This is a genomic window from Arthrobacter sp. AZCC_0090 (genome assembly GCF_014207375.1).
Taxonomy (GTDB): domain Bacteria; phylum Actinomycetota; class Actinomycetes; order Actinomycetales; family Micrococcaceae; genus Arthrobacter.
In genome coordinates, this window is sequence record NZ_JACHEE010000015.1 from 54925 (window position 1) to 69139 (window position 14215).

Annotated in this window: 10 protein-coding genes; 4 read left to right on the forward strand and 6 right to left on the reverse strand. The window is 64.5% G+C overall.

Annotation, left to right across the window (positions count from 1 at the left end):
- Positions 1–214 precede the first annotated feature (214 nt).
- The 4 genes from HNP00_RS20075 to HNP00_RS20090 form a co-directional block, all read right to left on the reverse strand.
- Entirely contained in the window at positions 215–1402 is a 1188-nt protein-coding gene (locus tag HNP00_RS20075) for a hypothetical protein (protein ID WP_184741480.1), read from the reverse strand.
- A gap of 214 nt (positions 1403–1616) precedes the next feature.
- Positions 1617–3587: a hypothetical protein gene (locus tag HNP00_RS20080; protein ID WP_184741481.1), complete on the reverse strand. Its 1971-nt coding sequence runs from the start codon at positions 3585–3587 to the stop codon at positions 1617–1619.
- Positions 3588–4030: 443 nt separating this feature from the next.
- A complete protein-coding gene (locus tag HNP00_RS20085) occupies positions 4031–5590 on the reverse strand; it encodes a right-handed parallel beta-helix repeat-containing protein (protein ID WP_184741482.1) in 1560 nt (519 codons plus the stop codon).
- Positions 5591–5889: 299 nt separating this feature from the next.
- Complete coding sequence (locus HNP00_RS20090) at positions 5890–8280, reverse strand: polysaccharide lyase 8 family protein (protein ID WP_184741483.1); 2391 nt, start codon at positions 8278–8280, stop codon at positions 5890–5892.
- Between the two features lie 302 nt (positions 8281–8582).
- Between HNP00_RS20090 and HNP00_RS20095 the strand changes: the two genes are divergently transcribed.
- Together HNP00_RS20095 and HNP00_RS20100 are read left to right on the forward strand one after the other, a co-directional pair.
- A complete protein-coding gene (locus tag HNP00_RS20095; protein ID WP_184741484.1) occupies positions 8583–8735 on the forward strand; it encodes a hypothetical protein in 153 nt (50 codons plus the stop codon).
- Positions 8735–9526 carry a sugar phosphate isomerase/epimerase gene (locus tag HNP00_RS20100; protein ID WP_184741485.1) on the forward strand — a complete coding sequence of 264 codons (792 nt, stop codon included), beginning with the start codon at positions 8735–8737 and terminating at the stop codon, positions 9524–9526. Before HNP00_RS20095 ends, HNP00_RS20100 begins: the two co-directional genes overlap by 1 nt.
- A gap of 6 nt (positions 9527–9532) precedes the next feature.
- Here the strand turns inward: HNP00_RS20100 and HNP00_RS20105 are convergent, their stop codons facing one another.
- Complete coding sequence (locus tag HNP00_RS20105; RefSeq protein WP_184741486.1) at positions 9533–10510, reverse strand: Gfo/Idh/MocA family protein; 978 nt, start codon at positions 10508–10510, stop codon at positions 9533–9535.
- 31 nt (positions 10511–10541) lie between these two features.
- Positions 10542–11678 (reverse strand): substrate-binding domain-containing protein, encoded by a 1137-nt coding sequence (locus tag HNP00_RS20110; protein WP_311770629.1) that lies wholly within the window; start codon positions 11676–11678, stop codon positions 10542–10544.
- 246 nt (positions 11679–11924) lie between these two features.
- Between HNP00_RS20110 and HNP00_RS20115 the strand changes: the two genes are divergently transcribed.
- Positions 11925–13232, forward strand: a complete 1308-nt coding sequence (locus tag HNP00_RS20115) for an ABC transporter substrate-binding protein (protein ID WP_184741487.1) — start codon at positions 11925–11927, stop codon at positions 13230–13232.
- Positions 13232–14209, forward strand: coding sequence for a carbohydrate ABC transporter permease (locus HNP00_RS20120; protein WP_184741488.1), 978 nt, complete (start codon positions 13232–13234; stop codon positions 14207–14209). The genes HNP00_RS20115 and HNP00_RS20120 overlap by 1 nt, the downstream gene beginning before the upstream one ends.
- Positions 14210–14215: the final 6 nt, after the last annotated feature.

Below are 14215 nucleotides of genomic sequence, written 5' to 3' on the forward strand. Positions count from 1 at the left end.
TAGCCCTGGAGCGCCCCGGTGAAGCCGACCCAGTGGGCCAGCGACCGCTCCAGAAGGTCACGGTTGGCTGGGACCGTGGGGTCGAGCAGATAGTCGTTCGCGGGAACCTAGCTCGAGCTATTCATGGCGGCAGGGCCTGCGGCAGGGAATTGGGAGTTTCCCGATGCCCTGCGGTAGCCCGTCGCAACTTCGACTCGGACTCACCCTGCCGGGTTCAGGGGACGACCACTGTCAGGTGCTGGTCGCCGGTGCCGTAATTGATATGTAGCAGTGCGGTGGTGTCCGTTTCGGTGGAAGGGACCGTGATGTTGAGGGTGGTCGTCCACGAACGGCCCGGTGGGAGCGTGGGGATATTCGGGTCGCTGTAGGACTCGGTGATGCCCTGCTGGCCCGCGACGGGTTGCAGGGTGGCGGGTGCTGATGCGTTCTTACCGTTGTTCGTGACCGTGACTCCGACGGCTGTGGTGGCGCCGCGGGTGAGTGAGCAGGTGTCGGGGGTAGCGGCGGAGATGGTGAGCGGACCGTAGCTCTGGGTTCCGGTAAGGACGGCCGCCTGATCGGAGGTGACACCGACCCATCCGCAGGCGGTGGCGTCCAGGGAGTCGTTGCTGGACCACAGGATCGCGCCCTGGGTCTGCGCCTGCAGGCTGGTGAGGATGTGGGTCCAGTCGGATGCGGAGATGAAGGGGTGGCTGGTGCCGCTGTTGTCCCACTGCGGCCAGATGTAGGGGTAGATGGGCAAGGCGGGGTTCAGGGACTGGTCGTGAGTGACGGCCAGGTTGAGCGCATTGTCCCACCCAGACAGGGTCGAGTAGTAGGTGTACATCGCCGGGGCGAAGTAGTCCAGGTACCCGGGTGTGTAGAGCTGCTGGGTGAGGCTGGTGTAGCTCGTTGACCAGTCATAGGAGTACATGCCGATCGGCGCCGAGGGCGCAGCCTCATGGGCCCAGGTGATCAGCTGCTGCCAGAGCGTCAGCTCGTTCTGCGCCTGAGCGGCGGAGGTCGCGCTGACCATGAGGATGTTCTCGAAATCCAGCGTGAGCGGCGTGGTCGAGGCCGCGCGGAACTGGCTGACGAAGTACTGCACCTTCGCGGTGAAATCGCTCTGGGTGGGTATGTTGGTGCAGCCGGTGTCGGTACAGGCCATATGCCAGACGTCATAGACAACGGCGGCCCTGGTAAGCCCGTACTGCTCGAGGTTCGCGCGCGGGTACGACGTGTTGTCGTAAAGCGTGAACGAGGTGGCCTGTGGCGTCGGCGGCGGAGTCGTGATCCGCACGCCCTTGGGCTGCTGCTCAGAGATGGACCGCGCATTTGCGGTGCCTGCGGTGAACGACAGCACAGCGAGAATGACTAACAATGATCCGATGATTAGGCGGTGATATGGCGTCTTCTTGCTCATTACTACTCCAATTGGGTAATTGATCGGATGATCGACGGGATCAGCATCGGTGGATGAGGCAGTCAACCCTCGGACCCGTGGTGCTCGCGAATCGGGGCGCATGCCTCGTTTGAGGAACGCTCGCGAAAATCAGAGGCCGCCGAGCCTCGGGCGCATCCATCTGAATGTGGTACTGGCGCGGCGATGACCCTTGACCGGCAGAGGCCAGGCTAGATCACGGAATCCGGTAGAGCCGCACGCCGAGTCCTTCGATGTCGTCGGTGTACCTGCCCTGTGTCTTGCTGAGGCTCCGGTGTTCGTAGAGCACGTCCACCGGGTCATTCCCCGGCGCGGCGAATGAGACGGGGCGGGCTTCTTTGGACAGGTTGACCATGAACAGGTAGTCGCGGTTGCCGAGGCGCCGGGCGGTCCAACGCAGCGCATCGTTGTCAGCGACCTGGATCGACGGCGTCCGTTCGGTGGAGAGGATGACTGGTGAGAGCTCCCGGATCTGGGTCACGACCGTTTTCGCATTGTCCAGTAGGGTGCGGTATGGGAAACCGCTGACGTCGTTCTCGATGTCGAATCGGGAGTAGTACAACAGGCCGGTCGCACCGGCCACGATGGCCTGCCACGACATACTCCGGACCTCGGCTAGGTTCGGTGGGCGTACGCCGAAGTGCTTGTAGTTGCCGAGGTTGTGCAGTTGAATGACGGGCCAGATCGCGGTGTTGGGCAACTCCCGCACGGTTGCTTCGGTGTGGGTGAAGACACGGCGAGGGATGTCGGTCGGCTTGCCGAAGATCGGATACGGGTCCGTGCCGAAGGCGTCGGTGACATACTGAGCGTCGTCACCGGCCCACACGCGGTAGTCGACCGAGTAGCTCGGGTGGTTGGGATCGTTGTCCGCGACTGATGTGTATCGCGGACGGAGGCGGTCGGCCTGGCTGTCGGCGGGGTTCTCGTCGTTGATGTACCAGCCAAGGAGTGACGGGTGGCTCTTGTACTGGTTGACCAAATTGGCATCGGAATTCTGATGAATGAAAAGGGTCGTCAGCCCGCGAGCCTGGGTCTCGTCGAGGATTTGCGGTGACGGTACGTGGTAGGACAGAACGGTGGTGAACCCCGCGTATTTGAGATCGTCGAGGTTCTGCACGGTGGTCGGCCCGTTGTACGCCCCGATCGGGAAGTACAGCTCGCCATTGCGCCGAACCCTTCCGTGCGAGTCGAGATAGCTCGTTGGCACCTCATCCGCACGGAGCTTCCGAAGGGCGAACGTCTTCTCCGAGGCGGTGGAACCGTCGCGGGTGCGCGCGCTCACCCGAAGTTGGTAGGACCCTTCGCGCAGCCTCGAGACCGGGCTGGTGTACCTCAGCTGGGACGATCCTTTGAAGGCCTTGGTGTCGACGCGCTTGCCGGCGGCGTCGCTGAGTTCGACCTGCACCTGGTAGTCGGTGGCACGGATGCCGGACGGCGGGAATACCCCTATCCGAAGGTCGATTTCCTGTCGTTCGCCGGGAATGAGCAGACCACGATAGGCCGGGGCCGCGAGGGTCGCTCGCAGGAGGCGCGGCGTGTATTTGGTGATGGTGAGATCGTCATACCATGCCGTCCCCGTGGCGCCGCGGCTGAGGAAGAAGATGGCCTTCATGTACGCGGCTCCGGCCGGGGCCGCGTGTGGCGGCACGGACAGCTGGACCCACTCGGTGGATTGGGTTGTGCCGGTGTAGCCGCCGGTGAGGAAGGTGCCGTCTTCGGCGTACCATTCCACGCAGACTGACGCCCCGCCGTTTTGCATGTTGGCGGTCTTCACCCAGACGGAGACCGAGACTGGAACGTACGCGTCGGTGGTCCCTTGGATCTTTTTGCCGGCGAAAACATAGGTGGTGCTGTCTGCCCGGGTGTAGCGCAACGAGGCAGCACCGGTGCGGTGCTGCGTCGAGTCGTAGGCGGTGTAGTCCGATACCCATTCAACGTCTGAGAAGTCCTCGAATGAGGTCTGGTAGACGACCTCGGGCGTCGTGTCCGGCAGGTTCGCCCTGGGCATCGAGGCGGTCTCCTGGCTTGCTTGAGCGGAGCCGGGAAACAAAGCCGGACTGATGATCCCGAGCGCGGCGGCGCCGAACATCAGCGTCCGTCGGGAAACTCCGGATTCCAAGCCTTCGTCGTCCGGCGTCGAGACGTGTGGGTGACTTGAGTCCTTCACGATCATTTTCTCCTTTGCGGTCGATATGGTGCGTTCTGTATGGGACGAATCGGGCCTGGGTGGGCGGCCAGGGGATGCGATCCCGTCGCCTCCCGACGCTCGGGGCGGGGTTGATGGTCAGAGGATGGTTCTTGGGTTTGAGGGCGATCAGGGATTTCATGATGCGTCTCATTCCGTGGCGGCCGGCGGCTGCGTTTGGGGTGCTCGTGGGGGTCAGAGAGCGGGCTTAGTTGTCCAGAGCGATGGGCAGGAAGGTGGGCTCGACTAATCGCGGTCCCGGAATTTTGCAAGCCGACGGCCGAATATAAGGGCAAGACCGATCAGTGCGAGCCATATGATTGCGATGATTGCGATTGTTAACACTTTTCCGGCGTCCTTCCTTGGACGGCAACCAAGCAGAGCGGTCCCTGCCGTCTGACGGGGACCGCCCGTTGCCGGCCCGGCTAGTCCAGCTTGGCGCCCGGTGCCCTCGTGTCGGCGCCGAGGCTCGGCGATGCGGGGATCGCCTTGCCGAAGTAGTCAGTGGTCACATCATTGGGGATGGGCGTTCCGGCGCCGGCCGCAGGGGAATCGAGCCGGAGCCGGACGTCCTTGGGCGTTTTCGGATCGGCGTCGATGAACCTGGGGTCGCCGGTGACCGCGTTGGTGCTGTGCGCGGGCAGGTTGGTGAGCCCATGGAAGAGGTTGTGGTCGTAGGTGTTGCTGGAATCGTAGAACGGCAGGCCGCCTGCGACCGTGGAGGTGAAGATGTTGTTCCGGAAGGTTACCCCTCCCCTGTTGTGGTAGTCGCTGACCATTGCGGTGCCGGCTTGATTGGTCACGATGGTGTTGCCGTAGACCTGGGTGCTTGTGGTCGGTGCCCCGCATCCGACGGTGATGACCCCGGAGGGCGGGCTCCAGGTGTTCCGGTCGTTGATGCTGACGTTGTACCTGGCGATGTTGTCGGACGTCTTGGCTCCGGGCGCGTTGCAGATGAGGAGGAATCCGCCCTCGTTGTCGTGGCTGTAGTTGTACTGGTAGATGTTGCCGTTGTTCGCGCCGTCGATGTCGTAGGCCATCGAGTCGAGAACTCCGTGTCCGTGGCTGACGTCGTTGTACTCGTAGGTCACGTGGTCGGCGTTCCAGGACCACATGCCGGCGTTGTAGGCGGCTGAGCGTTCGTTGAATCCGTCGACGGTGTTGTGTGCCACGAGGGCGCCTGTCGAAACGCGCAGGACGATACCGTCGCCGCCGACGTCCTTCACGTGGTTGCCGACGACCCGGACGCCGGTGTTGGGGAACCATGTCGTGGTCTGGTCACCCTGTTCCGGTCGCTTATTCCAGGCGCTGGCGAAACTGATGCCGGTCCGGTCGACGTGCTGGACGCTGTTGTCTAGGACCTGCACATCCTCGAACCGGGTCGGGGTCGTGGTGCCCAACGATGAGAACATGATGCCCGCCGAGCCTTGGACGCTCTTGTCGTCGAGCCCGTTGACATCATGGACGTCGACGTCCTTGATGACGTAGTGGCGTCCGACGCCGAAGTCCGTCAGGCGGACCCATACGCCGCGCCGCTGGGCCGTGGAGGCGCCGGTGTTGCTCACATCGAGGTCATGCAGCTCGACGTCCTCGGCGTTGGAGATCAGGACGGCGTCGCTGGCTCCCGCTCCGTCGATCCGTGGCTTGGCCCCGCCGCCGTAGCTGCCTACGGTGACGTGGGAGCTGTCGATATTCAGAGTGCCGACGCAGGTGCTGCCCCGGAGCAGGCGGATCGAGGTCCCGGGGGTGAAGTCCTGCGCGCTCACCCTTGCCAGGCTGCGCCAGGGATGCCCGGGATCTGTGCCCGAAGCGGCATCGTCCCCTCGAGAGCAGTCCACGTAGTATGCGGTGCTTCCTTGTGCTTGAGGGGCTGGCGCGGCCGGCGCGGCCGACGCGGCGGTGGCGGAAAGGGTGGCGGCCAACGAGGCAGCCAGAATAGTCGGAAGGGTCCGGTGGAGCCGGAACTTCCTGGTACTTGTCTTCATTGAGCTTTCCTTGGTTTGGGTGTTGGGATGAGTGGCGGCCGTGTCGGTCCGGCAGGCACCCGGGTCTTCTTCGGGTTCTTCTGCCAGGATCGTTCTCGCGTGGCCGCCGGCGCCGGTATGAACAGCAGTTCTACCTATTGGAGGGAAGAGGATTCAATGTGTATCTCGTCACCCCGTCCCAGTCGTGCAGAGATTGGGGGTCTTTCCTGTATTGGTCGTGCAATTTACTTGGAGCCGTTACCTCCCGTTCTTCGTCAGTCCGGCTCTCCATACGGACGACATGGCACGGGTTCACGTCCTTAGGGGAGGAGGTCCACGGCCAAGGTGGTGCCCGCAAGCCCGGCCGTGGATACCCGCAGTTCCACGCCGTCCGGGATGGCACTCAATTTCACCTCGCCCGCCGAGCGCGCCCTCGTTGCCTTGGTACCTGAAATCTGGAGGACCAGTTCGCTGGCGGTTTGGGTGGGTTCGGACACGGCCAGCTTGACGATTCCCTCGCTCTGCCAGGCCAGGACGAGTGCTGGTCCGGAGGCCGCGATCGAGCCGACGGTGGCCGCCTGCCAGAATGCGGCGGCGGTGAGCTTGCCGGTTCGCAGGCCCTGGGCGGCGGCATCGTTGCGGAGCACTTCGGTGCGCACGCTGTTGAGGGACGCTTCCTCTGTCTCCGCTGGCGTAGCGCCGGGGAGCAGGGCGTAGAAGTAGGTTCCCGGGGTTCCGGCGGCCGGGCGGAGGCCGTGGTCGATGGCCATCGTGGCGTATTCGCGGCTGTAGCTCGTTGTGGGGCCTCCGGTGTTGATGGCGCGCCACGTCCCTGAGCGGCGTTGGCGGGAGACGCGCACGGGTTCCTGGCCGAGGAAGAGGTATCCGCCAACGCCCTCGACGTGGGCCCAGTGCATGCCCCGGGCACTCGCGCCGTCGGAGGTGCTCAAGGGTGCCCCGTCGACTGTGATGGCACGCCCCCCGGACTGGCCCAGGTTCCGGTGTTCGATCGTCGTCTTGACGCTGGCTCCGGATGCGGTGGTGATGTCTGCGCCGAGGGCGAGGATGAACTCCTGGGTGAAGAACCATGCCTTGCGGGCCTTCAGGCCTGTTCCGCCGGGTCCGATGAGGTGCTGGGCCACGAGCCCGTAGGAGTCCAAGGTGGTTCCGCCGGTGTATTCGTTTTTTGGTGTTGAAGAGCCCCACTCGCCGCCGGCCTTCGGCGGAAGGGGGGTCGTGTCGACGGTTGTGCCGGGCAGCGCCGTGAGGTCGGCTGTCGGCCAGTAGTGGTCGTCCCAGTGGGGGGCGTCTGCGGCGTAGAGGTAGGTCAGCCCCGAGCCGGTGTTGTAGCCGGTTTCGTTCTCGCCGTTTCCGCATTCGTACCAGGCGATCCGCCGGCTGCAGAGCCCGAGGGCGACGGCCCAGCCCGGTCCCCGGTAGGCTGAGCGGTCCATCGTGGGGAAGTACCGGTGTCCCAAGGGTTCGGGTGCGGTGGTGGAGGTGCTGGCCTCGAGCTCGACGAGCAGAGCGAGCCGGGGGATCGAGGACGTGGCGTAGATGTCGGTGACGGTGTTGCGTTTGATCCAGCCAAGGCACATGGAGCGCCAGGCTGCTGCAGTGGCCTGGTCGACGCCGCGGGCGAGCCAGAGGATGGCTTCGATGGCGCTCGCGCCGTCGCTGAAGCTGGGTTCGGAGCTGCGGGAGATGGCACGCCCGCGGACTGCGTCCATCATGAGCCCGTCGTGGATGAACGGCGCGAAGGAGCGGTCGACGCTGTCGAAGAGCTGGGTGTGGCTGGGATCCGAGACCGCCGATGTGCTGGCTGCGAGCAGCGAGAAGAGCTTGGCCAGGCCCCACAGGAGGCCGAGTCCGTAGGTTCCGGTGTAGGGAACGGTGTTGTGCTGGATGAAGGAGGCGTCGGCATGGAATCCGTCTCCGCTTGCGACGTACTGCCAGGTGGGGCTGAGTGCGGAGATCGCGGCCTGGAGCCGGGGCACGTCGCCCCCGACGATCGATCGGATCATGATCCCCTGGCAGATGTCGACCCGGTTCGCACCTGTGGAGAGAACCTTGCCCCTTGAGTCGGGGTACTGGAGCGTCGGGTCGGGGATGAAGTGGTCGATGGCCCGGCAGCAGGCGTCCAGGAGGGCCGGATCGAGATGGTCCTTGACGATGGCCAGCGTGTCGCCGAGGGCCTTCGGGGTTCCGATCTCCCATGACCACCAGTTGCCGAACTCCGGCTGGGCGGCGTTGTAGACGAGCCGGTTACCGTCGGCGAGCCCGTCGAGGATCTCCTGCAGGACCGCGGGGTCGGCCTGCACGGCGGTTCCGGGTGTTGCCCAGGCGATGGCGAGTGTCTCGATACGGGAGTATGTGGTCACGATCTGGGCGTCCTGGGTCAGGTCTGCGTCGCTGAAAATGCGGGTCCGTGTCCCCGGGCCGGGGACCAGCAGACGGCGGATGCTGGCTACGGCTGAGTCCATACGGGTGATGACGGCGGTGAACCGGGGGTCTCCCGCGGCGATGGCGGTCCGGCCGGTGAGCTGGTCCACCCACCGCTGGCGCAGGGGCTCCAGATCCGAGGCGGACACTGCGGTCGCGGTCGAGGCGAAGGCGGTGCCCAGAGCCGCTGCCACGGCAACGGCTCCCGTTCCGCGCAGCAGGCTTCGTCGGGTGAAGGGGGTGGCGGCTAGGGTTGGGGGGTTCTTCATAGTCGTTTTCCTTGGATCTTCCGGTGTCAAGGTTAGTGGAGGTGTTCACAGAAGTGGACCTCTCCGGGACCAGAGGAATAAAGACTCATTCCCTCCTGAATGAACAGACTTGACCGCCGGGAATGCCTGAGCCTTTCCCCCCCCCCGTGCAGCAATGTCTTGTCTTCCCGGCCGACATCCGGGGCGGGAAATGGGCCGGTGGCCGACCCGCCCATGCGCGCCGGGATCATCATTGATTCCTCTCCATCTCCTCCTTGAGGCTGTAGTCGGCTATTGCAGATCACCACGTGAAGGACTGGTACATGGGCAGGAAACTCAGCCCCGAAGGACTCGGACGGCACGGTCGTCAGGACTACGCCTCATTCCGCGGTGCACGGAAGTATCCCGCCGCCGGTCGAACAGCCCTGGTTCCCGAAGCCGCATGCCCCGTGTTCCTCATCGGCGGGTCGTGCTGATGCCCGGCCAGCGGACCGCGTTGCTTACTGCCGGCATCTGTTCCGTCACGCTGCGACAGTTGCCCATTGCGTCTGTTGTCGCCTCGGCCCGCCGAGCCGGTCTGGATGGCATCGAATGGGGGACGGATACCCATCTCAAGCGTGATGCCGATGCCAGGGCGGCTTCATTGCTTTGCCGCAGCCGCGGTCTTCGAGTCCTGTCACTGGGCTCCTACTACAGGCTTGGCGACGTCACTGGCTTCGACGCGGTCCTTTCGCGCGCACGGGCTGCTGGTGCTCCTCGAATCCGGGTCTGGGCTGGTGGAAAGGGTTCCTCGGAAGCTTCACGTGACGACTGGTCCGCCGTTGTCCGCGATGCACAGCGGATCTCAGACCTCGCAGAGGTGGCCGGGATCCAGATCGCCCTCGAGTACCATGGCCGGACCTTGACCGACAGCACCATATCCACACTCCGGCTACTCGATCGCATCGGCCGGCAGAACGTGCGCACGTATTGGCAGCCGCCTGTAGGCATGGACGATCGGAGCGCCCTGGCCTCGTTCCTGGCGCTGGGACCTTTCGTTGCCGGCGTGCATTGCTTCAGCTGGCGTCCGGCCACCGAGCGCCGGCCCCTGGCTGACCGTCTTGGCCTGTGGCAGTCGGTCGCCTCCGCCGCCTCGGAACTTGGCAGGCAGCTGGATTTCATGCTGGAGTTCGTCGCCGACGACAGTCACCGGAATGTGCTCTCCGACGCGGCAACCCTGAACAGGATCCTGTCTGCAGCGTCCTCGGCTGCTCAATGCGGCCAGTAGGATCTACTACGCCGGTTGCAGCGTGAGGGTCTGTCCGGTTGCCGCAGATTGGTAGGCAAGCAGGACCACCTCGACGATGTGCCTTGCGTGTTCGTTCGACACGAGGGAGGGCACCCCTGCGACCGCCGCGCAGAAGTCGGCCATCTGGGAGGTGAAGGCATTTTGGATGTCGTGGTCCGTGAATTCGTGGAGCACTCTCGTGTGTCCGTTCTTCCGGAGAAAAGCGCCGCGCCGCGCGTCGGACAGGAGGGTTCCTCCCTCGCACACCAGGAGCAGCCTGTCCACGGGCTCCGGGCAGTCCGAGACGACCCCGATGCCCACATCGACGCCATTTGCCAGGGTCAGCGAAATCCGCCCGTCTGTCTCGACCCCTGCGGCGAAGCGGTCAAGGACCTTGGCGCGGATGCTCTCGGCCCGCGCGCCCCCGAGCCAGAGACCCCGGTCCAGGCAATGCGCACCGATGTTCATTAAGGCCCCTCCGCCGGACACTGCCGGGTCGAAGAACCACGCCGGCCGGGCGCTCGGGCGGTAGTCCGTGCTCCTCGAGTCCTGGACTGCCAGCACCTGGCCGAGCTCGCCGTCGTTGACGACCTTCTCCAAGACCACTTTCTCCGGGAGGAAATGCTGGATCATCCCCACCACGAGAGCCACCCCGGCTCGGCGGCATGCTGCCTCCATCATCAGGCAGTCCTCCACGGTGGTCGCCATGGGCTTCTCCACGAGCACGTGGCGTCCGGCTGCTGCGGCGTCGAGGACCATCTGACGGTGCAGTGCATGCGGCGTGTTCACGATGACGGCGTCGACGTCAGGGTCATCGAGGAGGCGCCGATAGTCGGTCGTTGTCCGTGCCCCCCAGTCAGCGGCCACAGAGCGTGCAGCTTCTTCCCTGAGATCGCAGACGGCCGTCAGCCGTAGGCCGAGCCGCTCCGCGGCCACAGCGTGCAGCCGTGCCACTGCCCCCGCTCCGATGATGCCTATCTGCACAGTCCTCTTTTCCTTTCCTCGCGAAACGCGTTCAGCTTTGGATGATCGTCCCGGCCAGGTCCCGGGCTCCGCACGAGTCCCGTACGACGATCCGGGGCCGCAGCCGCACTTGGTGAAGCGGGCACTCGTCTCCTTCCTTCAGACGGCGCAGCATCACCTCTGCAGCGATCCGTCCAAGCCTGTGCTTGGGGGGCGCAACCGCCGTCAAGGGCACCTCCGCCAGATCGGCGAGCTCGTCGTCATAGGAGACGAGGGCAAGGTCCTCGGGTACACGCAGGCCTGCCCGGCGGGCCGCGGCCTGGATCTGGGTCGCTTCCCGGTCTCCGAACACGAGAGCTGCCGTCGCGGCATGGAACCGCAGGAACTCTAGCATTTCCTCGGCAGCGCCCGCTTCCCATTCGGTTTTCGGGACCCGCTCGAGGTGGGGGGTGAAGCCGAAGTCTTCCGCAGCCCGGAGGTATCCGGCCACGATCGCCGGCTCCGTCGCGGTCCGGCCGCGGGTCAGCAGAGACACCGAAGAGTGTCCGAGACCACGGAGGTGGGCGACGGCGTCGTAGGCTCCTCCGACGTGATCCGAGCACACATGCTCCGTGCGGTCGGCGGGGCCGAGGTCCGTGAGGCTCCGCTCCAGCAGCACTACGGGAACGCCCTTCCGCATGAGATCCTGGGCGCGCGCATGAGGGTCAGAGATGCCGGTCAGCGTAGGAACGAGGATGAGGCCATCCACTCCTGACTCCAGCATCCGCTGGATACCTGCGTCTTCCAGCCCCGGGTCATAGTTGTAGGCCGAGAGCTGCAAGCTCACACCGTTTGCCCTCAGCGTCTCCTCGATACCCTGGAGGACCCGGGGGTAGTAGAGCTGGGTGTCCGGCAGAAGGACGCCCACGGCATAGCGCGAACGGCGCAGAACAGGACGGGGCTCGGCGACGAAGCTCCCGGCACCCTGTCGCCGGATGACAAGTTCTGCCTCCACCAGTTCATCGAAGGCGCGCCGCACGGTCGTAAGCGACAGGCCAGTCTGCGTCGCAAGCTCCGCCTCCGTTGGCAGTTTCGCGCCCACGGGCCACGCACCAGCGAGGATCCCCCTGCGGAGTTCCTCGGCCAGGAGCTTGAACTTGAGTTCGCGCGAGACCATGTCCCGGGCATGCCCGCTCGGCGTCAACGACACTGTTCCCTCCTCCACATCGCGGCTTCTTCGAGTCTCACCAACGGGAAAAGGAGGAATAAAGGAGTATTTCCTTCCTAATCCATTCCGAAAACCCGGCGCCTCCGAACTACGTCGCCCGGGGGCCGTCAAGACAACTCAACCCACGGTGACCTTTCATACATTCCTGCTTGATTCCTATTATTTCCCGCTGGTTATGTCTAGGCCCAAGCCGCAATCGCGGCACCCTAGTGACAAGAGGAGGACGACATGGGCATTGTTTCCCGTCTCATCCGGCCGTTGGCCCTCGCCACCGTGTCGGCACTCGCCCTGGCCGGCTGCGGTGCCGGCGGCAGCGGAACATCCGTTGGGGACTCCACCGGACCCATCACGTACTGGTCGATGTGGAAGGAGGGAGAACCCCAGCAGAAAGTCATCGCAGGGGCCATCAGTGACTTCGAGGCCGAGTCAGGCATCCAGGTCAAGGTCCAGTGGCAGGGCCGGTCGAACACGGACAAGCTCGTCCCCGCCCTGAACACGAACAATGTCCCGGACATTGTCGACCAGACGTTCGCCAAGCTCGCTACTGTCCTCGGCGATCCCGGCCAGGCGAAATCGCTTGGCGACGCCTATGGTGCGGACGTCGAAGGCTCGAAGGTTTCGGCGCTTGTTCCTGCTAAGTACTCGTCGCTGGTGAACATCCAGAACAAGGACGGACAGCCCTGGCTGATCCCCTACAGCCTCATCACAGACGGGATCTGGTTCAACGCTGCCAAGCACCCGGATCTCGTGTCCGCACCGCCGAAGGACTGGGCAGGCTTCCTGGCCCTCCTGGACAAGATCAAGGCCTCCGGCGTCGCGCCGATCGCCGCCGACGGGGACATCGCCGGGTACAACTCGATGTGGTTCACGACCCTCATGAACCGGACCGGCGGAGCCGGCTCATTCCGCAAGCTGGTCTCCGACCGCACCGGTGCCAGCTGGGACGACGCCGCGGTCTTGCGGGTCGCCCAGGACGTCGAGCAGCTCGTCCGCGGCGGCTACCTCATCAAGGGATATGACGCGAGCAAGTTCCCCGCCCAGCAGCAAGCCTGGGGATCGGGCAAAGCTGATCTGATCATCAACGGATCCTGGATCCCCGCGGAGACCAAGAGCTACGCGGCCGAAGGCTTCCAGTACTCCTCGTTCCCCCTGCCCGGCGAAAGCGCGAAAGCCCCCTTGGCGCGGACCGACTTCACCGGATTCGCCGTCCCCGCCAAGGCCAAGAACGCGCAAGCCGCGGAGAAGCTGGCGACATTCCTCCTGCGAAAGAAGTACCAAGACGCCTTCGGGACGCAGGCGACCGTGCTCCCGGTGCGGTCCGACGCGGCAGTTCCCGACGCGCTCAAGAAAGCCAAGGAGTCCCTCGACAGCGCCCCCAGCGTGTACCTGCAGAACGACGGTGTTACCTACCCCGGTTACATCGAGAAGGTCTTCGGCCCGCTCGACGACCAGCTGTTCCTGGGCAAGATCTCATCGCAGGAGTTCGTCTCACAGATGAAAACGGCCCAGATCCAGTACTGGAAGGACAAGGGCTAATGACAGACATTCTCCCCCGCCCAGAAGCACCGGCGGAGGCTCGTCCCGCAAGCCCTGGACAGCGGCCCCGCGCCGCTGCCCAGGGCAGCACCATCGAACGCCAGCGGCGTAGACTGCTCGTTCCGTTCGTGGGGCCGGCGTTCCTCTTCTACACGGTGCTGTTCGTCGTTCCCGCCGTCGCAGCCGTCTGGATCAGCTTGAATGCCTGGACCGGTTCAGGGCCAATGACCTTCGTCGGCCTCCAGAACTACACAGCAGTTTTCCAGGACCCTCTGTACCTCAAGTCGTTCGGCAACACACTGCTGATCCTCTTCGTCGTCGGCATCGTCATCTTCGTCCTCGCCTTCGCCATGACGCTTCTGCTGCGCGACATGGCCGGCCGGAAAATCATCCGTTCGGTGATCTTCTTCCCCCACCTGGTCAACGCGCTGGTCTTCGGCATCCTCGCGGGTTTCGTCTTCAACCCCGGGGGGCTTGTGAACACTCTTCTCCGTCCATTGGGTGTGACTTCCCCGCCGGCCTGGCTCGCACAGGACAACCTTTTCCCACTGATCATGGCGACCCTGGTGGCCACAAGCACCGGCTACTTCACCACCATCCTCATGGCAGCCGTCGACAGGATACCGCCCTACCTCTTCGAGGACTGCGCGTTGGCAGGCGCCACCGCCTTCCAACGACTACGCCACGTCATCCTGCCCCTGACCTGGGACGTGTTCGGTACATGCGCGGTCCTGTGGACAATCTCATCGATCAAGATCTTCGAGATCATCTGGGTCTTCGGTGGCAGCTCGGGTTCGGGGATCCCGCCAACACAGAGCTGGACCACAGCCGTCTACACCTACGTCACCGCCTTCTCCGGAATGTCGACACCGGCCTATGGGGCGGCGACCGCGTCCGCCATCATCTCGCTTGCCCTCGTGTCGGTACTCGTCATTCTGCTGCGGCGGCTCATGCACCGCGAAGCCATCGAGTTCTAGGAGCAC